Genomic DNA, 21065 nt, shown 5'->3' with positions numbered 1-21065 from the left:
TTTCTTGCAATTTTGTTCGACGAAGGGCCAGTCGGCCTCCTTGATGTCGGTCACCCACTCGCCCTGGTCCAGCGTGGGATCGTCGAAGCGGCGCGCCTCGGCGATGGCGTCGAGGTCGGCCGTGAAGGACAGGTCTTCGCCGCAGGGCGCGTTGTCGTTGCGGTCTGTTTTATTGTCTTGTGATCCAGATCCGAAGCCCCAGGGCGGGGCTCTTTCGATGCGTTGGACAAGCCCGTGCAAGGCATGTTCTGCCCTGGCTGTTTTATTTTGCGGCGCTGGGCGATACGGTGGCGCGCTCGGCCATCGCGTCAGGCCAACGCGGTTCAGGCGCCAGGCGCATGGCGATGTAATGGCACAGCCCCATCGGCAGCCACAACCAGAAGAACCACATCATGAAGAAGACCAGCACGACGTCGATCGCCTGCATGCGGCTGCGATAGCGGCTGCCTTCCTCCGACGGATCGAAATAAGGCATGTAGGTGAACAGGCTGCGCCGCAGCGAGATGCCGTGCGCGAGCGCCTGGACGGGCGGCAGGTTTGCCGGGCCTTCGGCCATGTAGCGACGCACATAGGACCACATTGCCTGCAAGCCCTTGATCGTGATGTCGTTGCCCTTGAGCGTAACCCGATCGAGCACCTCGTTGCTTCCCGGCTTGCAGATCACCAGCACCAGCGCATACCGGATCATGTAGGCCTTGCCGTTGTAGCCCGCCTGCTTGGTCAGCTCGGCCTCGACATCGGACCAATCGAATTGCTTCACCTCGACCCGGCGGCGGGCGAAGGGATTCAGGCTGAGGCTGTAATCGTAGACATGCAATTTCCCGGCGCCACGGTCAAACCGCACCGGCAAGTCGCGCGGGATATGGCAATCCAGCCAGATCACGAACAGGCTGTAGCCAACCAGCGAGACGTTGAGGACGGTCAGGATGCCGATGACAACCGCCGACCGGGGCGGCGTCAGGAAGATGTTCAGGGTATGCGGCGCGAACCAGCAAAGCATCAGCAAGACCAGCAGGCCCAGAAACAGCAGGCCGCCACGCAAAACGGTCGAAGTCCGGGAGATATCGAGATGGCTCTCGCCGACCTCGATGACATCCTGCACAAGGTCGGCATCCGGGTTTTCCTCGAGCCTGGCGGTGCGAACCGGGAGGTCTTCAAACCAGTACGGGGTTGGTGCATTGAAACGTGAACCGCTGCTGCCCATCAAAGCTCCTCATTGACCACCGTACCAGTGAGGCACGATGTATCGCTGCTGTCCGGCCAGTAGTTGACCTTCAGGCTGGTCTCCTCGAATTCGCTCGAATCGATGTTCGCGTACGCCTGCTGGACCGCCGCCGCCGTGTTGCCCTTTTCATCGAAGACGAAGGTCGGCGTATACGGATCGACGGTCGGCCATTCGGCGATGTCGGATTTCCTCAATGCCTTGGTGGCGGTGGGCGCAAGCGACCATGGGGCTTTTCCGTAGTTGCCCTTGTAAAGCAGAACGTTGCCGTTCTTCTTGTGCTTCGCATACCACTCCCATTCGTAGGCGGAGTTCTCCTTGTCGAACATGCCAAAGCTTATCTTGAGGCGCACATTGTCGGAGAGATGCCCGTCAAAGTCCAGACCCGCGCCCGCTACCCGCGTGGCAAGGCTGCGCGTGCCGAGTTCGATCCTGAGCCCGGCGATGATGGAGTTCAGTTCCGCCATTTCATCGGCCATCTGCGCATCGGTCCAGATGCCCTTTGCGTTGCGGTTCACGCCGAAATAGCAGCGGTCGGCCCACATCTCGGCCTGGGACGATTCCGCATTCATGGCGTACCACATGGCGGCTATCCCCAGCCCCACCAACACCAGCGCGACGCCCAGCGGGCCGAACAAGGCGCTGGTGCCGATGATCGCAGCCGTACCGCTGGCCAGGGCCGAGCCGACAAACAACATGGAGGCCACGAAATAATAATCGCTGGCGGTCTTGTCGCCATGCGATCCGGCCCGCTTGGAGGAGTAGTAAGCCTGCACGGCATCGATGATCCCCGATATCGCCCCCAGCAAGCCCGCCCCCAACAGCAGGCGCTCACCGACTATCTTCTGGCCGGCTATCTTGAACACCGCGCCCGTCAACTCGGTGGTGGCCGCCAGCACGCCAACGCCTGCCGAGATCAGCGACAACTGCGCCTCGTCTCCATCCGCGCCCAGCTTCTCCTTCACATCCTTGAGCGAACTCTTGAAGGCCCACGCCTGGAAGATGATGGCGCCGCCGGCCAGCAAGGGCTCCTGCATCTGGCCGCCGATGCGCATCCCCTTGCCCAGGATGTCACGGGTGAAATCGGTGGCCTGCTTCATGCTCATTTCCATCCGGCGTCCCAGGCCGCCCAGTTCCTGGACCACGGTATGGCTGATGATGACGCTCGATACCGCCACCGAGCGCATGGCGCCGCGCACGGCGGCGGCCCCGTCCTTCATCGACTTCTCCAGCATCGCCTTGACGGTGGACGCCTTCTCGAAGGTCCACAGGGTGACCTCGATCACGGCATCGCGTACCTTGGGATTGTTGATGCTCATCACGCCGGCCAGCACCAGCGAGCCGACTTCCTTCCTGGCCTTGCCGGCTGCCTGGAATGCCAGCTCGGAGAGCAGACGCTGGTACTCCCGCACCGTCATCTGCACCTTGATGAAGATCGGCTCGACGTCGTTGTACAGCGTCAGCGCGGCCTGGGTAGCGCGATGCACGATCAGCGCCGCCTGCGCGCTGATCCTGGTTTCCAGGCGGCCGGCCGATCCGGAAATGGCCAGCATCACCTGGTTCAGAGAACTCTTGGCCTCGCCGATGAGTTCCTTGATCTTCTCCTCTACTTTCTCCCCCTCTTTCGACGCCACCATGTTCTTGGCGGTATCGTAAAGTTTGTCGCCCTTGTTGAGTTCGCCGTCGGCCGGTACCAGGTAGGCGATGATCTCCTTGCGGTTGCCGAACAGGGCCGGCCAGACCGGCGCATTCGGATCGTCCACCTTGGCGTTGAGCCAGGTCTGCCACACGGCCTGGGAATACTTGTCCTCGCCGGCGCCGCCGGCCAGCGTCGGCGCGAACACCTGCACCAGCGCCGCGTAGTCGCTGCCGAAGCTGGTGCGGTAATCCTTGAAATGCTTGATCCAGGCGCTGTCCTTGGCCCATAGCGACCAGTCCTGCGCCTGCATCTCGATCTGTTCGTAGAACAGCTTCATGGCGTCCTGGTAGCGTTTGTCGAAGGCGCTGCGCTTGGTTTCGCTGTAGCGCTCCGCGATCTTGGCCCAGGCCGCGTCAGCGTCCTGCTTTGCGCGTTCCTTGCGGGTGGTGGTCACCGTGCTGGTGCCGCCCACGCCCAGCATCGGATCCGAATAGCCGATCGTCTCGGTCTGCTCGTCCGGCAGGTTTTTCTTCTTCTCGTCCATGGTGCGCACGGCTAGCGCGGTCTTCTCGAAATAGTCCTTCAGGCCGAGAATGGACTTGGAGATCACCAGCGGGCGCAGCACCTTGTCGGTGTAGTTCTGGCGCGCCTGGATGAAGTGCAGGCGCGAGGCGTTGAGCTCCTGCACCATGCCCACCGGATCCAACAGGGCCAGCGCAGCCACCTTGCGCGCGGCGCCGAACTGCTTGGCGGTCTTGTCGCCGTAGGCCTTGGCATGGCTGCCCAGCGCGGCCAGCTGGCCGGCGCGTGGGAAGTTGCCGTGCAGGCTCTCCCACAGGAATCGCTCTTCCACCGTCTTCTCGGCCGACAGCACCTTGGCCGTGTAGGTCAGGCGCTGCTTGTATTCGCCATCGTCGGTGGCGTATTCCTCGGTGAGGTTGTGCAGCTCGGCGCAGTTGGCGCTGAGCTCCAGCGCATTCTTCTGCTGCGCCGGCGCGGCCGCCAGCGCGGTGCAATCCACCTGCTGCATGCGGCCGTCAGGCTTGGCCTCGAAGGCGTCACGCACTTCCTTGCGCCAGGCGATGTCGGAAAAACCGATCCACACCTTTTTGTACTTCTCGGGAATATTGATGAAGCTGGCCGGGATGTTGTGGCCGTCGCGCTTGCAGGCCTCGGTCAGCGGGCGATCGCCCTTGGCGTCAGGATCGTCGGGGTTCTTCAGCAGGCGCAGGTAACCGTCTTCGGTCACGGCGTAGGTCTGCCAGTGCCCCTTCACGCCCATATAGACATGCACGTAACCCTTGCGCAGCACGCGCAGGGTGTAGCGGTTGCCCTTGAGCTGCTGGGCGGCGAACTTCTCCATCTGCGGCAACGAGCGCGGATCGGTGCCCAATGCGGTGACGTAGGCCGGCTTGACCGCGTAGCGCAGCGGCAGGATGGGATAGCCGGTGCGCTGGCAGAAGCTGCATTGGCCGTTGGCGCCGAGCGCGCACTTCTGCGCGCTGTCGGCGTTGGCCCGCAGGGTGGCGGCGCCGGTGGTCGGCTTGACTTTGGTGGCGTCGGTGCCCATCTGATTCTCCGAATGCTGTTTAGCCGGCGTCGCGTTGCGCGGCGATTTCTTCCAGGGTGTCGTCGGACAGCCCGCACATCAGTTCGCTCAAGGTCTGCTCGCCTTCCAGTGCCTGCGCGATGGCGCGGGCGGCGGCCGGATGCGCGGCCCAGCCGGGCGCGATCGAGAAGTCGTTGAGCGCGCAGAAGACCAGGTCTTCGGTGCGCCGCAGGCCACGCGCCGTGGCGCGCTGCAAGGCGGCGTCGATGGCCGTCTCCGGCTTCACCGGCAGCATGTGTCGGGTGTCGGCCATGGCCATGGCCACGATCCTGGCGTCGGCCACGCGCTGCTGCGCCTGCCACTCGCGCTGGCCCAGGTGCTCGTTGCCGGGCGCGGGTTCGGCCAGGTCGTGCGTGGCCAGGCTGCGCAACTGGCCGTGCAGGTCCAGCCACAGCCAGTGGCTGACCGGGCCCAGCCAGCGACGCAGGAAACCGTCACGGCCGGCGTCGGCCGCCAGCGACAACCGGTGCGGTTCGAACAGCGCCAGCACGCGCCGGCGACCGCCCAGCACGTCGAACAGCTCGCTGGCCTTGGCCAGGTGGGCGGCGATCTGGTCGATCGGGCTTTCCGAGACCAGCCAGCCGCATACATAGCTGCCGTTGACGCTGGCGTGGCGCCGCCATGCGTGGGCGATGCTCAGATCCAGCAACAGTTCGTCCGGATAACCGCGATCGCCCGGTGAATAGAGCGTGACCAGCGCCGGGCAGATCGCCGGATCATGGGCGAAGTCGGCGCGCGGCACCGTGACCGGCCTGGCCGGGATCTCGCGCGCCGGCAGGCGCGTGGTGTGCAGCGCATCGTCCTCGGCGCAGGGGTGGTTGCCGTCCAGCAGCAGGTAGACGTAGCTGCGCGGATTGACTTCGCGCAGCTGGAACAAGGCTGCGCGCAGTTGTTCATTGAGTTGCAATTGGCTCATGATGCGATCCTGCTTCCGTCGTCAAAGGGGTCGCGCCGCTCAGGCGCTGGTCTTGTATTCGCAATCGGCCAACGGGCCGGGTTGCGGCAAGCTGGCGCTGGTGCTTGAACTCTGTGGCCCGGTCAGCTCCTTGGCGCTGGCCTTGAACTCCATCGCCCCCGGCCCGTGCACCTCGATGTTGCCGCCTTCGAGCTTGATCCACGCGCCCTGCGCGGTGAGCTGCACGTGCTGCTTGCCGGCGATGTTCACGTCCTTGCCCACGCTGGCCACGGTCAGCAGCTTGGCTGCCGTCAGCAAGGTCTGGCCGGCCTGGCTTTGCAGGCTCACCTTGCCGGCTGCCGCGTGCAGGGCCATGCCGGTTTCCTGGTTGGGCTTGCCGGCGTTGCCGGCTTTGCCATAGGTGAACAGGCTGATGCCGGACTTGGCAAGGTAGTGCAGGTTGCCCTGGGCGATCTGGTTGATGTCCTTGCCCGCCGTCACGCTGCTGCTCACACCGGCGGCGACGATGGCGCTGGCCGGGGTGGCGGCGGCGATGCCGGCCGGGCTGGAGAGCTGCAGCTGCGGCGCGCTGAAGGCCGTAGTGGAAGAACCGCCTTCGGCGCCGTTGCCGGCCGAGGCGCTGCCGGTAGCCTTGAGCACTTCGATGGAGTCGGCCATGGCTTCCACCGCGGGCAGCTTGGCGGCATCGACTTCGCCGTCAAATTTCGCGTTGTGCTTCTGCGCGGTCTCGGCCAGCTGCTGCTGCTTCCCGGCGCTGTCGGACAATTGCGTCAGGCCCTGGTTCATCGCCAGCTGGGCGCCGGCATCCTTCTCGGTCGACACCAGCAGGCCCTGGCCGGCGCGCAGCGCGGCGCTGTATTGGGTCTTCAGCTCAAAGCCCTGGCCGGTGGCGGCCAGGCGCTGGTTGTCGGTCTGCTGGCGCAGCACGCCCAGGTTCAGTTCGCTGGCGCCGTCGTGGGCGTCGGCGTGCTGGTGCAGCGAGGCGCGCGATTGCCCCGGCGTGTCGTCGAACACCAGCTGGTTGTAGGCGCCGCCGCCGCTCTGGCTGGCGCCCATGGCCTGGGTCTTGATGCCCGAGAGCACGGCGGCATGGTTATGCGCGCCGGCGTCGCCCGGGAACCACGCCGGCGCGTTGCCGGTGGCAGCACCCGCGCCCTGGCCGGCCTGGTTGCCTTGCGCGTTGTCTTGACCTTTGCCGTTGTAGAGCGTGCCGATCACCACCGGGCGGTCGATGTCGCCCTCGATAAAATCGACCAGCACCTCCTGCCCCACCCGCGGCACCGCCTGGCCGCCCCAGTTGGCGCCGGCGGTGGGCGCCATGCCGGCCAGTACCCGCACCCAGGTGCCGGCCTGCTCGTTGGCGGGCGCGCCGGCGTGGCCGTCCGGGCTGGGCGCGCTCAAACCGCTGTGGCTGCGCTCACCGCGCTGCCAGTGGAATTGCACGCGAATACGGTTGTCGCGGTCGGTGTGCACCGGCTGGCCGTTCGCGCCCACCACCACGGCGCTCTGCTGGCCGCTGGCGGCCGGCTTGGGATAAAGCCTGCCGCCCTCCTCGTCCACCAGCAGCGCGCGATAGGGAACCTTGCTGCGGATCGCCTCGAAACGATTGCGATAGACCGGGCGCGCATCGCCGCGCGCCGGTTGCAACGCGGCGTCGACCAGGCTGCCCTTCCAGCCGTCGTCGTCCAGCGCGGCTTCGCCCAGCAACTTGCCGGCTTCGGCCTTGAGGTAGGCATTCAGGTTGTTGTGGGCCTGGTGCACCACGCGCAGCAGGACGAAGTTGTCGTCCTCGCCGCCGATGTGGTCGCTGTGGCCGGTCAGCGTGAAGGTGGTGCCGGGCACGAAGCTGCGCACCGTGCCGGCGCCGGTGAAAACCTTGTTGCGCGCCTCGATGGCCTGCATCTGGTTGGCCGCCTGGCGCTCGGCCTGGGCGCGGTTCTCGTTGGCGTAGACGCCGGGGGCGTCGCGGCTGGCCAGCACCAGCCGGTCACTGCCATGTTCGCCGGCGCTGGCGCTGGCGCTGGCGCTGGCGGCCTCACGCACGGCGGCCTGGCGGTAATCCCATGTCAGGATCTCGACCGCGTTGGTCTGCCAGCGGCGCACGCTGCGCCAGCGGTCGATGTTGTCCTGCGCGATCATCGCGCCGACCTGCGAGAAAGCCACGCTGGCGCGCGCGTTGGGCTTGAAGCTGCCGTTGTGGTCGGCGATCACCACCGTGTGCGCGCCCAGGCTTTCGCTGGCGCTGTCGCCGCTGTGCTCGACGTAGTAGAACAATCCCTCCTCGGCCAGGAGGCGGGTGACGAAGGCCAGGTCGCTCTCCTGGTATTGCGTGGCCAGGCTGCGCTTGGCGTAGAGCGAGGCGTCCTGCAGGTCCAGGCGCCAGGCCGGCTGCAGCTTGCCTTGGCCCTGGTAGTCGCGAAACACCGCCTCGACGATGGCCGGCGCCGTCATGTCCTGGTACACCGCGCTGTCGCGGCGGTGGCGCAGGAAGGACAGCCAGGGTTCGATGGTCAGCTGGTAGCGCGCCATGCCGCCGTTGGCGCCTTCCATGCGGCAGCCGGTGACGTAGCCGTGGAAGGCGCGCGCGGCGCCGTCGGTGTCCAGTTCCAGCAGCACCGGCTGGCCCAGCAGCTTGCGCAGCGAGATGTCGGCATTCAGGCTCAGGCACGACAGTTGCACGCGGTAGCCGGCGATGGCCTGGTCGATGGCGCCGCCCTCCTGCGCCGGGCTCACGCCTTCGACCGCCTGCAGTTTTTCGGCGATCAGGGCGTCGGGGCCGTAGTCCTTGTCCAGCGTGGTGTAAAGGCGCATCACGCGGGTCGACTGGTTCCACGCGCCAAACAGCGCGGCGATGGCCGAGGCGATCATGGCGCGCCCTTCCCCGCGGCCGTGAGCCGGAGTTTGATCGATCTGGAGATGGCGTCTGCGCGCGTCATGGCTTCACTCGCTTGCTCACTGGATGGTGTATTTGAAGTCGCCCTTCTTGCCGGCCGACACCTTGATGCGGCTGATGCCCTGGCCCTCGGCCATGCGCGCCAGCACGCTCTCGGCGATCTCCGGCAAGAGGCTGCCGTTGAGGATGTTGTCGACGTTGCGCGCGCCCGAGTCGACCTCGGTGCAGCGCGCCAGCACCGCCTCCACCAGGGCCTTGTCGTAACTGAACTCGGCCTTGTGGTTCTCGGCGATGCGCCTGGCGATGCGCGAGAGCTTCAGTTTGATGATCTGCTCCAGCACCTCATCGGCGATCGGGTAATACGGGATGACTTTCAGGCGGCCGAGGAAAGCCGGCTTGAAGGCCTTCACCAGTTGCGGGCGGATCAGCGCGTCGAGCTCGTCGGGCGACGGCAGCTCCCTGGCGCTCTTGTTCAGGCAGGCCTGCATCATCTGCGAGGAGGCGACGTTGCTGGTCAGGATGATGATGGTGTTGCGGAAATCGATCTCGCGCCCTTCACCGTCGTCCATCAGGCCCTTGTCGAAGACCTGGAAGAACAGCTCCAGCACGTCCGGATGGGCCTTCTCGACCTCGTCCAGCAGCACCACGCTGTAGGGATTGCGGCGCACCGCCTCGGTCAGCACGCCGCCCTCGCCATAGCCCACGTAACCCGGCGGCGAGCCCTTCAGGCCCGAGACGGTGTGCGCCTCCTGGTATTCGCTCATGTTGATGGTGATCAGCTTGCGCTCGCCGCCATAGAGCACGTCGGCCAGGGCCAGCGCGGTCTCGGTCTTGCCCACGCCGGACGGGCCGACGAACAGGAACACGCCCTTGGGCTTGCCCGGATCGTCCAGGTTGGCGCGCGAGGTGCGCACCCGCTGCGCCACCGCGGCGGTGGCCTGCGGCTGGCCCAGCACGCGCTCCTTCAACAGCGCATCCAGGCCCAGCACGGTCTTGATCTCGTCCTTGACCATCTTGCCCAGCGGGATGCCGGTCCAGCCGGCCACGATCTCGGCCACCACGTGGCCGTCGACCTGCACCGGCACCATCGGGGTTTCGCCCTGGTGGGCCTTCAATTCGTCCAGCAACTGCTTCAGCCCGGCGCGGGCGGCGTCGGCCTCACTGCCCGCATTGCCTTTCTGGTTGGCGTCTTCCAGCGCGGCGCGGGCCTGCTGAATCTTCTCGTTCAGGCCGCGCTCCTGCTCCCAGCGCGTCTTCAGATCGGCCTGCTCGGCCAGCGCGGCTTCGTGCTGCGCCTGCAGCCCGGCCAGGCGCGCCTCGTGTGCGGAACCGCTGGCGGCTTCGCGCTTGAGGGCGGCGATCTCGGCATCGAGACGTTCCAGCCGGCGCGTCACGCCTTCCAGCAGCGCCGGCGTGGCGTTCTGGCCCAGCGCCACCTTGGCGCAGGCGGTGTCGAGCACGCTGATGGCCTTGTCGGGCAGCTGGCGACCGCTGATGTAGCGATGCGACAGGCGCACCGCCTCGGTGATGGCCTCGTCGTAGACGCGCACGCCGAAGTGCTTTTCCATCAGCGGCGCCATCGCGCGCAGCATGGCGCAGGCGACCTCCTCGCTGGGCTCCTCGACCTTGATCACCTGGAAACGGCGCGCCAGCGCGGCGTCCTTTTCGAAGTACTTCTTGTACTCGCTCCAGGTGGTGGCGGCGATGGTGCGCAGCTCGCCGCGCGCCAGCGCCGGTTTCAGCAGGTTGGCGGCGTCGTTCTGGCCGGCCTGGCCGCCGGCGCCGATCATGGTGTGGGCCTCGTCAATAAAGAGGATGATCGGGTGCGGGCTCTTCTTGACCTCGTCGATCACGTTCTTCAGTCGGTTCTCGAACTCGCCCTTGACGCTGGCGCCGGCCTGCAGCAGGCCCATGTCCAGCGTGTGGATTTCCACGCCCTGCAGCGCCTGCGGCACATCGCCCTGGGCGATGCGCAGCGCCAGGCCTTCGACTACGGCGGTCTTGCCTACGCCGGCCTCGCCGGTGAGGATGGGGTTGTTCTGGCGGCGCCGCAGCAGGATGTCGACCGCCTGGCGGATCTCGCCGTCGCGCCCGACCACCGGGTCGATCTTGCCGTCGCGCGCGCGCTGGGTCAGGTTGGTGGTGTACTGGTCCAGCGCCGGGGTCTTGCCGGCCGGGCGCGCGGCCATCTCGCCGACCGGGTCGCCGCCGCCCTGGTCTTCGTCGCCCTGCTGCACGAGGACCGCCTCCACCGAGCCTTCGGCCAGCTTGCCCAGGTCGTGCTTGAGTTCATCGACCTTGAACTTGGCGAACAGCTTGGAGCCGCGATAAGCCAGCTGCGACAGTTCGCCCTGGGTCAGCAGCGCCAATAGCAGGTGGCCGCTGCGGATGGCCGGATTGCCGCCCTCCAGCGAGGCGATCAGCCAGCCGTGCTCGAACAGGGTCTGCAGGTGCGGCGAGAGTACCGGGGTGCGGGTATTGCCGTTCTTGAAATTGCCGATCTCGCGCTCGAGGTCGGCCTGCAGGCTGTCGGCGCTGATGCCGCTGCGGCGTGCGATCAGGCTGAAGTCGGATTGCGGGTTTTCCAGCAGCGCCAGGAACAGGTGTTCCAGGTCCACCTCGTACTGGCCGCGCCCCATGCACAGGCTGGCCGCGCGCTCGGTAGCGAGGCGGGTGGTGTCGTTGAGCTTGCTGATCAGCGATTTCAGGTTGATGCCCATCTTCTTGTCTTCTCTTGTCCGGTTCAGTGTGGTCGGTGCCTGCGTTCGTCGTCGTGCCGTTTGTTGGCTCAGTGCACCGAAATCTCGTAGCAGATATCGGCGCGGTCCCGCGTCTCGGGCGCGGTGGAAATGAAGCTGTCCCAGCCCAGCCGTCCGCCGTCGCGGTCCGCGGCCAGTCCCAGGCCGCGCACGTCCTCGGCGCGCAGCACCAGCTGGATCTCATACTCCAGCGCCGAGCCGGTAAACATGCCCAGCATGCGCGAAAGCGCCTGCGAGGCCTTGGCCCCGGGCAGGAACTGCTCGAAGTCGCGCATCGGCAGCGGCCCGATGCGCAGGCGCATGCGCAGATCGCGCTGCCATACGCGCGCGCCGGCCATGGCGGTGCCCAGCGCCGAGTTGGTCGAGCCCAGCATGGTCTGGTGCTCGGGCGGCACGTTGTACCAGCTGCCGACGAACTGTTCGATCTGCAGGGGCACGGAAAAGTATTCGCCCAGCACCCTCTGCATGTAAAAGGCCGAGGCCGGCCGGTGGCGCAAGGCGCCGGCGAAATGCCCGAGCGACTCGTCGCGCACGCCGCGGCCGTCGACCTCCTGCAGCCGTTCGCGCAGCGAGCGAAAGCCCAGGCCGGAGAGCGACAGCAGCAGCGGCAGGAATTTGTCGCGGCGCCCGGCCTCGTACTGGAAGGCCAGCCGGTACTTGCTCCAGGCCTGGTAGAACAGCGCCAGCGAGCGGGTGGAAAAGGCGTCCAGGAAGGCGCGCGGCCCGTCGTCGCGCTGCTCGAGCTGGTGGCGCGCGATGCGCTCGGTGTAATGCGCCGGCAAGGCGCCGCTGCCGCCGAGAAAACCCATGAAGGTCGGCGTCAGGCATACGTACTTCATCCGGCCGCTGCTCAGCGCCCGCTCCATGCCGGCCACGGTGGTGCCGTCGGCCTGGTCCGCCTGGTCGGCCGGAAAAGCCTCGATCCGTTCGATCTCGCTGGCCGGGAAACCCAGCGCGGTGCGGTTGGCGAAGCGCAGGAAGTCGCTCACCGCGCGTTCGTGCGGCACGCCGTTGCGCCGGAACCAGAGTTCGATCATGCGCACTGCCTGGAAAAACTGGAAGCGATGGGGAGCGGCGAACAGCCGCTCGATCACGCTAGGCTCAAATCTCCGCTGCGTGGCCTGCATTTCAGCAGCTCCTCCCCGGTTCGTTTGGATAGCACGCTCAACTGCGCGAAGCTGTTGGCATGCACGTACAGGCCCATGAAGCGGTCGATCACGCCGGCGAAGGCATGCAGGCCGCTGCCCACGAAGCCCTCCTCATCCACGGTCAGCTTGACCTCGATGCCGCGCACCAGGCTGGCGAAAGGGTTGCCCGGCAGCCACGCGGTGGCGGCCTTGTGGTCGACGGCGGCGATGGCGCCGATCTGGCGCTGCGAGATGGGTGAATTGGACTGGTCGTAGAGCGTGAGCATCTCCTGGAAGGCTTCCAGGCCGCCGCGCATCAGCGACAGGTGGTTCAGCGAGAGATGCGAGATCAGGCGCCAGTGCGCGCCGCGCCCGCGCTCGAAGCGCGACGGCAGGGTCGGCTTGCGCAGCAGCGCCACCGAGCGCACTACCCCGCCGCCTTCCATCTGCAGGTCGCCGCCGGGCAGGCCGTAGGTCAGCAAGGCCGGCAAATCGCGGTTGGTGCAGGTCAGCTCGATGGACAGCGTATCGGTCTCGACCTTGGCCGGGTCGAAGTCGATGTCGACGATGGAAATTTCGGTCTCGTAGCCGGGGCTCTTCAGCGCCACCAGCTCGTCGCGGCGCATCGCCCAGTAGTGGCCGGAGCGCTCGGGCGACTGGCCGTGGCGCAGCGAATAAAACGGCCGGAAGCGGGTGATCGACTCGCCCTGCGGCGTCTGCCGTACCAGTTGTACCGAGTCGATCGAATACACCTCGTAGCCGAAGGCGCGGCGGGCGTCGGCCACCACCGGATAGTAGGCGCCGGCATGGGTCAGGCGGATCGGATCGCCGCGCTGGCGGAACAGGTTGATCACCGGGGTGCAGCCCAGCAGCAGGTTGGCTGCGCTGGTGGTGCCCAACTGGCGCGCGATGTGCGAATCGGCGCGCAGGCCCGACAGGCCCAGGTACAGCGTGAAACCCTTGGAGCCGGTCGGCAGCACGGCCAGTATGGCGGCCAGGTCGATGTCGAAGAAGTTGAATTTCTCCGGGAAGGAGAAATATTCGGTCAGCAGCCGGTAGGCCGGATGCGATTGCGCCGGGAAGTCGATCAGCGCGTCTTCATCGGCGAAGCCGACTTCGGCCAGCGGCGGCTTGCGCAGCGCGGTCCAGCGGCCGCTGCGCGGCAATTCTACCCAGGCTGCGACGGTGCGCATGAACAGGCTGTCGCGCAAGGCGGCGCAAAACGAGGCCTCGCCGTCGATGAACACGCGCAGCGAGGCCAGGCCCAGCTGCGCCAGCGCCACCTGCTCGGAAGTGGTCTCGATGGTGATCGACAACGAGGACGTGACCGAGGTCGGCAGCGTCACCGCCTCGGGCGCCTCGATGATGGGCGCGAAGCTGGCCTGCGGCAGGCGGATCGGCGCCACCGGCACGTCGTAGACGGTTTGGAACTTGCACACCACGCCCTTGACCTGGCGGGTGGAGAGCGTGGTGCCGCGCGCGATCTGGCTGGCCGTGGTCAGTTGCGCGGCCGAGGCCGAGTAGTCCATGCGCGCGATCGAACACGAGGGAAACGGCCGCAGGTAGTGCGGGTACAGCACCTCGAACAGGGCCTCGGTGAATTCGGGATAGTCGTCGTCCAGCCGCTTGGAGACGCGCGCGTTGAGCAGCGCGTAGGACTGGATCATGCGTTCGATGTGCGGATCCTCGCACACCTCCCCGGCCATCAGGAGGCTGCCGGCGATCTTGGGATAGCGCTCGGAGAACTCGCGCGAATAGCGCCGCAGGAAACTCAGCTCGCGCTCATAGTAGGGAAGCAGCTCTTGCACTTAGACTCCTATCCGGGTCGCGCGCGCCTTGCTGATCGAATACTGCAAGGACGACGGCTGCAGCACGGCGTCGAAATTGACGGTTTCACGGGCGGCGTTGACCACCAGCAAGGCGCTGATGGCGAAATTGAGGCGGTTGATGGAGCCTTCCTGCACCTCCAGCATGGCGCGCACGTTGCGCAGGCGCGGCTCGTGGCGAGCGATCGCCTCTTCCAGGGAGCGGCAGATGGCGGCGCGGTCGTCGATGCTGGCCAGGCTCATGCCGGCGAAATCGTTGAGGCCGTAGGCGATGATGGACTTGCCGCATTCCGGGAAATGGCGCAGCAGCTCCTCGGGGATCACGGCGCGCGTATTGAGCATGGCCTCCAGGTCGCGGGCCACGGCATCCTTGAGTTCTTCTATCGACAGGCGGCTGACGACGGGACTGACGGAAGACCTGGGACCGTCGTTCATCAGCTTGTCGAACAGGCTGGGAGCAAAGCCTTTCATATGCCTTATCCGACTTGTGGGTTTTTGATTTATGTCGCCGGGGGCGATGGCAGTCCGCCGGCGGGCCGGCGGACCTCATGCGGCCGGACGACGGGCATGCCGCCGTCCGGGAACAACCGGATCAGATGACCTTGTTGGTCGACAGATCCCAGCCGCCCGAAGTATTGCCGGCGGTGCCGCCGTCCTTCTTCTGCTGGGTGTACTTCCACTTGACGGTGGAGTACTTCAGGCCGACGGTCTCGTTCAGGATTTCGCCCGATTCGATGGTTGGGGCGACGCTGCTGATCATCACGTTGCCCAGTTCGATCTCGAAGTAACGCACGCGTTCACCCTTGCCGTCGGCGCGCATGAATTCGAACTTGGCCTTGGGGATGGTCTTGCCCGAGGACGAGTTCTGCAGCAGCAGCGGCGATGCCAGGTCGGCCACCTTGGTGAACACGATGTCCTTGTGCTCGCAACGCTCGGCGGTGTGGCCGCCGCCGGTGGAGGCGGTAGCCGACTTGGGCTGCAGGACTTCCCAGTCCACGGTCTTGCACTCGATCCAGTCCTTGTGCAGGTCGTCGGTCGATTCGCCCTTGATACCGTCGATTTGAAGATAGACGTCGATTGCCATAACTTATCCTGTTAGTTTAGTGAGGGAGGGAAAAATCAGGATTTCCCGGCCTGCGGCAGCTCCGCCACCAGGCGCAGCGACACAGACAGTTCATCCAGCTGAAAATGCGGACGCAAGAACGACACGGCGCGATAAACGCCTGGCCGTCCTGGCACTTCCGACACCTGTACCGAAGCTTCACGCAGCGGGAACTGCGCCTTGGCCTCCTGCGTGGCGTTGTCATCCAACAGCACGTATTGGGCAATCCAGCGATTGAGGAAATCTTCCACGTTCGAGGCGGCGGCGAAGCTGCCGATCTTGTCGCGCATCATCGACTTCATGTAATGAGCGATGCGCGACACGGCGAAGATGTACTGCAGCTGGGAAGACAAGACCGCGTTGGCGTTGGCTGCATCCGTGTTGTATTTTTTGGGTTTTTGCGCGGACTGGGCACCGAAGAACGCGGCGTAGTCGGTGTTCTTGCAATGGACCAGCGAGATGAAGCCGAGGTCGGAGAGCTCCTTCTCGCGGCGGTCGGTAATGGCGATTTCGGTCGGGCACTTGAGGGCGACTTCGCCCTCGTCGGTCTTGAAGGTGTGGGTCGGCAGGTCTTCCACCAGGCCGCCGCCTTCCACGCCGCGAATCGCCGCGCACCAGCCGAAGTCCTCGAAGGCCTTGGTCAGCTTGGTGCCGAAGGCGTAGGCGGCGTTGCACCAGAGGTACCTGGAGTGGTCGCTGCCGTCGACGTCCTCGACGAAGTTGAAGCCCTCGACGGTGGTGCCGTCCTTGGGATTGAACGGCAGGCGGCCCAGGAAACGCGGCAGCGTCAGGCCGACGTAGCGCGAATCCTCGGACTCGCGGAACGACTTCCACTTGGCATATTCGACGGTATCGAACACCTTGGACAGGTCGCGCGGCTTGCCCAGGTCGGAATACGACTCCAGACCGAACAGCTCGGGCGAGGCGGCGCTGATGAACGGCGCGTGCGAAGCCGCGGCGATGCGCGACATCTGCTCGATGAAGTACATGTCTTCCGGCTGGCGGGTGATCTCGAAGTCGCCCAGCAAGGCGCCGAAGGGCGCGCCGCCGAAGGTGCCGAATTCCTCTTCATAGACTTTCTTGAACATCGCGCTCTGGTCGAATTCCAGGGCCGAGTTGAAGTCCTTGACCAGTTCCTTCTTGGTCGCGTTCAGAATCTTGATCTTCTGGTTCTCGCCCACCGTGGTGTTGCGCACCAGGTAGTTCAGGCCGGTCCAGCTGCCTTCCAGCTTCTGGAATTCGGGCGCGTGCATGATGGCGCTGACCTGGCCGGAGATGAGCCGGTCCAGTTCGGCGATGCGGGCGTCGAGCGTGGCCGACAGGTTGTCGGAGACCACCACCGTGCCTTCCATCACCTGGCTCACCAGTTCGGCGATCAGGTCCTTGGCGCGGTCATGTTCGGAGGAGGATTTGGCGACCTTGCTTTGTTCGACAATGTCGTCCAGCAGGCTGGCGCCGGCTGCGGCCGGGGCTGCGGCGACTTCGGGGTTCAGTTGAGCGGACATGGCGATCCCGTTTATTTGTTGGTTTGCTTGCTGAGTTCGGCAAGCTTCTCGGTGCTGTTGAGCACATCGCTGAGGATGTCTTCGAGCTTGTCGTTGCCGGCGATCTTGTTGCGCAGGTCGGCCAGCTTGGTGCGGGCCTCGAGCAGCTTGCGCAGCGGCTCGACCTGTTGCACCACGGACTCCGGACGGAAGTCCTCCATCGAGCGGAACTTCAGTTCCACGGCGAATTCGCCGCCCTTGTCCGAGAGCTCGTTGGGCACGCGGTAGACCGCGCGCGGCTCGATGCCCTTCATCACTTCGTCGAAGTTGTCCGGATCGATGTTGACGAACTTGCGCTCCTTCAGGCGCGGCTGCGGCACCTCGGAATTGCCGCCGAAGTCGCCGACCACGCCGGTGACGAAGGCCAGCTCCTTCTTCTCGATGGCGTCGCCGATCTCGACGTCATAGGTCATCTGCACACGCGGGGGGCGGACTTTCTGGAGTTTCTTCTGGATGCTTTCTCGTTTTGCCATGATTGCTCCACTGCTGTTTGGGTAATGCGCCCCACCGCGTGAGGCTGCACGAACGCGCCGGCTGCGAGCGCCAGCGAAAAGACGCGGGAGCATTTGCGTGCTCCCGCGGGCGTGCCTTACTTCAGGTTGCCGAATGGATTGGGACCGCTGCCCCCACCGCCACCGCTGTCGGCGTCGCCGGCTGCCGGTTGCGCGGCTGCCTTGCGCGGCGGCGCCTTGCGTGCGCGCGCAGCCGGGGCCGGCTTGGCCGGCGGCGGCACCAGGGCGGTTTCGCCCAGGCTCTCGCGCAGGATCTTGGTCAGGTCCTGGGCTTCGGTCTTCACCGAGCCGTTCAGCGCGTTCTGGGTGCGCAGGTCGCCCAGGGACTTGGTCGCCAGGCGCAGGCTGGCAACGGTGACGATACTGTTGGCGACCTTATCGGCCGGATCGCGCTTGAGCGCTTCCTGGGCGTTCACGATGGCATCGCTGTAGTCGCCGGCGTCAAAGCGGATCTGGGCGATGCGCACCCAGGGCGTCTTGTCCGCGGGGAAGCGCGACGCCACCACCTTCAGCACCGACACCGCCTCATCGCTCTTGCCGTCGGCCTGCGCCGCATTGGCCTGGGCCACTCCGCTTTCCAGCGTGTTCTTGGCTTCTTCCTCGGGCTTTGGCTGCGGTTGCTGGCTTGCGCATCCGCTCAACATCGCCAACAGCAGTGCAGGAATGACCAGACCTGTTTTTATTTTGTTCACGCGCATACGGAATTGCTCCTTGTATTTTTGATATGGCAAAACGCTTGCACGGGATCCGCACAAGCAATTCATGAAGCGCCGCGTCAGTTACGCGACGCTTGATCTTTAGGCAATGTGTGAAACCCCTGAACCGTCTCCGAATGAAATTAATGCATTGGAAAAATGCACTTTTTTAACGGGACGCGCTCCAATCGCGACTATCAGGTTGTTGCCCGACTTAATAGTTTTAGGTAATTCGAACGTAATCTTGCTCAAACGTATCGCATAGACATGGATCTGTAATTCCAGTTCCGCAATATGTAAAAACTTCCTAATTCATAAAAAGACGGTGCCCATCGCATCACGAATAAATCGAATAGAACGTACGGGGCTGAGTTGAAAAAACAATTAATTGATATTTTTTTATTGGGGCTTGTTGTTTCTTCTATATCCGGTTGCGCCGCAGTCGGCGCAGCCTCCACCGTGGGACAGGTGGCCAAGTCGACGCTGGAGGCGTTGGGGCTGAAGAAGCCGGATGCGCCGGAAGTGCCCGACGCCATGAAGCAGCCGCGTACCGTATCGATCAAGCTGCACGCCTCCAGGGCGCTCAACCAGGATGCCCAGCAGCGGCCGCTGGCGCTGGTCGCAAAAATTTATAAGCTGAAGCAGAACATTACTTTCCAGCAGGCGTCATACGACACGTTCCTTAGCGCACAAAAGGAAAAGGAAGCCCTGGGAGCGGACCTGCTGGAAGTGAAGGAGGTCACGCTGGTGCCGGGCCAGCGCTATGAGATCTCCGAGAAGGTCAGTTATGAAGCGGGTTACATCGGTGTCGTCGCCCTCTTCGTCAATCCTGCCCAGCAGCGCTGGCGCGTCGCCTTCAAGGCCGACGAATCGGAGAAGAACGGCATTACGGTCGGCCTGCAGTCCTGTTCGCTGACCGTGGGTGCGGGCGCGGCGGCGGTGGATACCCAGGGCAAGCCACTGGAGAAGAACCTGATGCTGGCGCCGGTTCAGTGTCATTGAAATTCAAACAACAAACCGCAGTACATCGCGAATGACGACGATAATAATGGGGCAACACAAGTGAACCACTCCAACAAAGTCCTTTGGGGCGAAGGCCTGTTCCTGCGACCGCAGCACTTCCAGCGCCAGGACCACTATCATGAAACCCGCCTGCACCAGACCGCGGCCGCGCTCAATCCCTACTGCTGGGGCGTGTCGGCGCTGCAGGTCGACCGCGACGCGCTGAACAACAACACGCTGCGCATCCTGGAGCTGTCGGTGATCTTCCAGGACGGCGAAATCTACAAGGCGCCGGACGGCGACGACTTGCCGGATCCTATCGAGCTCACCGAAATCCCGCTGGCGCAGCAGTCGGTGACCTTCTACGCGGCGCTGCCGGCACTGAAGAGCTTCGGCAGCAACTTCGCCCACGGCGCGGCGAGCAACAGCCAGTCCAGCCGTTATATCCAGGACAACATCGAAACGTCCGACCTCTTCACCGAAGCCGCCAAGGCTGAAATGAGCTACCTGAAGAAGGCCGTGCGCCTGGTCTCCGAGAATGAGCCGCGCGACTCGCTGGTGTGCATCCCCGTCGTGCGGCTGCGTCGCGCCAGCTCATCAGGTTTCGAACTCGATCCCAATTTCGTGCCGCCCAGCCTGTCGGTGCATGCGGCGCCGCTGCTGTTCCAGCGCCTGCGCCGCCTGATGGATGCGCTGCAGGCCAAGGTCAGCGCGCTCTACGGCCACCATCGCGAGCCGAGCAAGAGCGTGGTGGAGTTCCGCTCCGGCGACATCACCTCCTTCTGGCTGCTGCACACGGCCAGCACTTCCTACGCCAGCCTCTCGCACTACCTGAACAACCCGCTGCTGCATCCCGAACGCCTGTATGAACAGCTGCTGGCGCTGGGCGGCTCGCTGATGACCTTCTCGCGCAGCTTGTCGCTGGCCGACCTGCCGGCCTACGACCACCACGATCCGGGCCCTGCCTTCGCCCGGCTCGACGGCATCATCCGCGAACTGCTCGATACCGTGATCTCCTCGCGCTATTTCGCCATCGCCCTGAACGAGAGCAAGCCTTCCTACCATCTGGGCATGCTGGACTCCGGCAAGATCGACGACAAGACCAACTTCTACCTGGCGGTCAATGCCGACCTGCCGGCCATCGAACTGGTGGATGTGGTGCCCCTGCGTTTCAAGATCGGCGCCCCCGAGGACGTCGAGAAGTTCGTGCTGGCCGCGCTGCCCGGCGTGAAGCTGGTGCATTCGCCGCAGGTGCCGGCGGCGCTGCCGGTGCGCCCCGACACCTATTACTTCGCGCTCGAAAACAAGGGCGCCATGTACGAACGCATGCTGCAGGCGCAATCCATCTGCATCTACATCCCGGCCGGCATCCGTGACCTCAAACTCGAACTTCTGGCGGTGACGCAATGAACATGACCTCGGCCCCTTCCCTGCTCGACCAGGAACACTTCACCCCGTCCCCCGCCGCCAGCGCGCCCGTCAATGCGCATTCGCTGCTGGACCTGATGTATGACGGCTTCTACGCGCTGTTCATGCTCAAGAACGGCAGCGCCCCGCTGGACGAAGCGTCCTTCGCGATCAAGATGCAGAAATTCCTGGGCGACGTCGAGCGCAACGCCAAGAAGCTCGACGTGTCGCCGGAAGACGTCTACGCCGCCAAGTACGCGTTCTGCGCGTCGGTGGACGAGATCATCCTGCGCTCCAGCTTCGGCATCCGCGACGCCTGGGAGCGCCGACCGCTGCAGCTGACCATGTTCGGCGACCAGCTGGCCGGCGAGAACTTCTTCAAGCAGCTGGAAGATCTGCGCGTGCGCGGCAACGCCCACGTGCAGGCGCTGGAGGTGTTCCACATGTGCCTGCTGCTGGGATTCCAGGGCAAGTACGCGCTGGAGGGGCCGGAGAAGCTGAATTACCTCACCGCGCGCCTGGGCGACGAAATCGCCCACATGAAAGGCAAGAGCGCCGGCTTCGCGCCGCATTGGGCGCGCCCGGATGCGATCGTCAACAAGCTGCGCAACGACGTGCCGCTGTGGGCGGTAGCCTCGCTGTTCGCGATGATAGCCATGTTCGCCTACCTGGGCCTGAACTGGATGCTGACCGGCCGCACCGAGAACGGCCTGGCCGGCTATACCGACATCGTCAAGCTGGCGCCGCGCACGGCCAACCTGACCATTACCCTGCCCTGACCCCGGCAGGATGCCAACCTGCTCAAGGCGAAT

The 21065-nt window shown here is 64.9% G+C and carries 15 protein-coding genes and 1 pseudogene; 3 read left to right on the top strand and 13 right to left on the bottom strand.

Annotation, left to right across the window (positions count from 1 at the left end; genetic code table 11):
* Positions 1-6: 6 nt before the first annotated feature.
* From CEJ42_RS25345 to CEJ42_RS00735, 13 genes and pseudogenes are all read right to left on the bottom strand, one after another.
* A pseudogene (locus CEJ42_RS25345) lies at positions 7-219 on the bottom strand (type VI secretion system ImpA family N-terminal domain-containing protein); the annotation flags it as partial.
* A 43-nt stretch (positions 220-262) separates the two neighbouring features.
* Entirely contained in the window at positions 263-1204 is a 942-nt protein-coding gene (locus CEJ42_RS24920; protein WP_165774364.1) for a DUF6708 domain-containing protein, read from the bottom strand.
* The gene (locus CEJ42_RS00785; RefSeq protein WP_088749764.1) at positions 1204-4431 is read right to left on the bottom strand and encodes a T6SS effector BTH_I2691 family protein; all 3228 of its coding nucleotides are present in this window, start codon (positions 4429-4431) and stop codon (positions 1204-1206) included. The genes CEJ42_RS24920 and CEJ42_RS00785 overlap by 1 nt, the downstream gene beginning before the upstream one ends.
* A 19-nt stretch (positions 4432-4450) precedes the next feature.
* Positions 4451-5386 carry a hypothetical protein gene (locus tag CEJ42_RS00780; protein WP_088749763.1) on the bottom strand — a complete coding sequence of 312 codons (936 nt, stop codon included), beginning with the start codon at positions 5384-5386 and terminating at the stop codon, positions 4451-4453.
* 39 nt (positions 5387-5425) lie between these two features.
* Positions 5426-8254 (bottom strand): type VI secretion system Vgr family protein, encoded by a 2829-nt coding sequence (locus CEJ42_RS00775; RefSeq protein WP_088749762.1) that lies wholly within the window; start codon positions 8252-8254, stop codon positions 5426-5428.
* A gap of 84 nt (positions 8255-8338) precedes the next feature.
* Positions 8339-10999 (bottom strand): type VI secretion system ATPase TssH, encoded by a 2661-nt coding sequence (gene tssH, locus CEJ42_RS00770; protein ID WP_088749761.1) that lies wholly within the window; start codon positions 10997-10999, stop codon positions 8339-8341.
* Between the two features lie 68 nt (positions 11000-11067).
* Positions 11068-12165, bottom strand: a complete 1098-nt coding sequence (gene tssG, locus CEJ42_RS00765; RefSeq protein ID WP_088749760.1) for a type VI secretion system baseplate subunit TssG — start codon at positions 12163-12165, stop codon at positions 11068-11070.
* Positions 12129-13973 (bottom strand): type VI secretion system baseplate subunit TssF, encoded by a 1845-nt coding sequence (gene tssF / locus CEJ42_RS00760; protein ID WP_088749759.1) that lies wholly within the window; start codon positions 13971-13973, stop codon positions 12129-12131. Before tssF ends, tssG begins: the two co-directional genes overlap by 37 nt.
* Entirely contained in the window at positions 13974-14462 is a 489-nt protein-coding gene (gene tssE / locus CEJ42_RS00755; RefSeq protein ID WP_079214954.1) for a type VI secretion system baseplate subunit TssE, read from the bottom strand.
* A gap of 121 nt (positions 14463-14583) precedes the next feature.
* Entirely contained in the window at positions 14584-15075 is a 492-nt protein-coding gene (locus CEJ42_RS00750; RefSeq protein WP_079214953.1) for an Hcp family type VI secretion system effector, read from the bottom strand.
* 35 nt (positions 15076-15110) lie between these two features.
* Positions 15111-16598 (bottom strand): type VI secretion system contractile sheath large subunit, encoded by a 1488-nt coding sequence (gene tssC / locus CEJ42_RS00745; RefSeq protein WP_088749758.1) that lies wholly within the window; start codon positions 16596-16598, stop codon positions 15111-15113.
* A gap of 11 nt (positions 16599-16609) precedes the next feature.
* Positions 16610-17110 carry a type VI secretion system contractile sheath small subunit gene (gene tssB / locus CEJ42_RS00740; protein WP_079214951.1) on the bottom strand — a complete coding sequence of 167 codons (501 nt, stop codon included), beginning with the start codon at positions 17108-17110 and terminating at the stop codon, positions 16610-16612.
* A gap of 116 nt (positions 17111-17226) precedes the next feature.
* A complete protein-coding gene (locus CEJ42_RS00735; RefSeq protein WP_088749757.1) occupies positions 17227-17847 on the bottom strand; it encodes an outer membrane protein assembly factor BamD in 621 nt (206 codons plus the stop codon).
* A 369-nt stretch (positions 17848-18216) separates the two neighbouring features.
* On the opposite strand from CEJ42_RS00735, the gene tssJ reads away from it, so the two are divergent.
* From tssJ to icmH, 3 genes are read left to right on the top strand one after another with little or no spacing between them, the layout of a single operon-like run.
* Positions 18217-18846: a type VI secretion system lipoprotein TssJ gene (gene tssJ / locus CEJ42_RS00730; protein ID WP_079214949.1), complete on the top strand. Its 630-nt coding sequence runs from the start codon at positions 18217-18219 to the stop codon at positions 18844-18846.
* Between the two features lie 60 nt (positions 18847-18906).
* Positions 18907-20256, top strand: a complete 1350-nt coding sequence (tssK, locus tag CEJ42_RS00725; protein WP_079214948.1) for a type VI secretion system baseplate subunit TssK — start codon at positions 18907-18909, stop codon at positions 20254-20256.
* 2 nt (positions 20257-20258) lie between these two features.
* Entirely contained in the window at positions 20259-21032 is a 774-nt protein-coding gene (gene icmH, locus CEJ42_RS00720; RefSeq protein WP_207760384.1) for a type IVB secretion system protein IcmH/DotU, read from the top strand.
* The last annotated feature ends 33 nt before the right edge of the window (positions 21033-21065 follow it).

This window comes from Herbaspirillum robiniae (genome assembly GCF_002213415.1).
GTDB classification, from domain to species: Bacteria; Pseudomonadota; Gammaproteobacteria; order Burkholderiales; family Burkholderiaceae_D; genus Herbaspirillum; species Herbaspirillum robiniae.
This window is presented reverse-complemented; position numbering and strand designations above follow the sequence as displayed.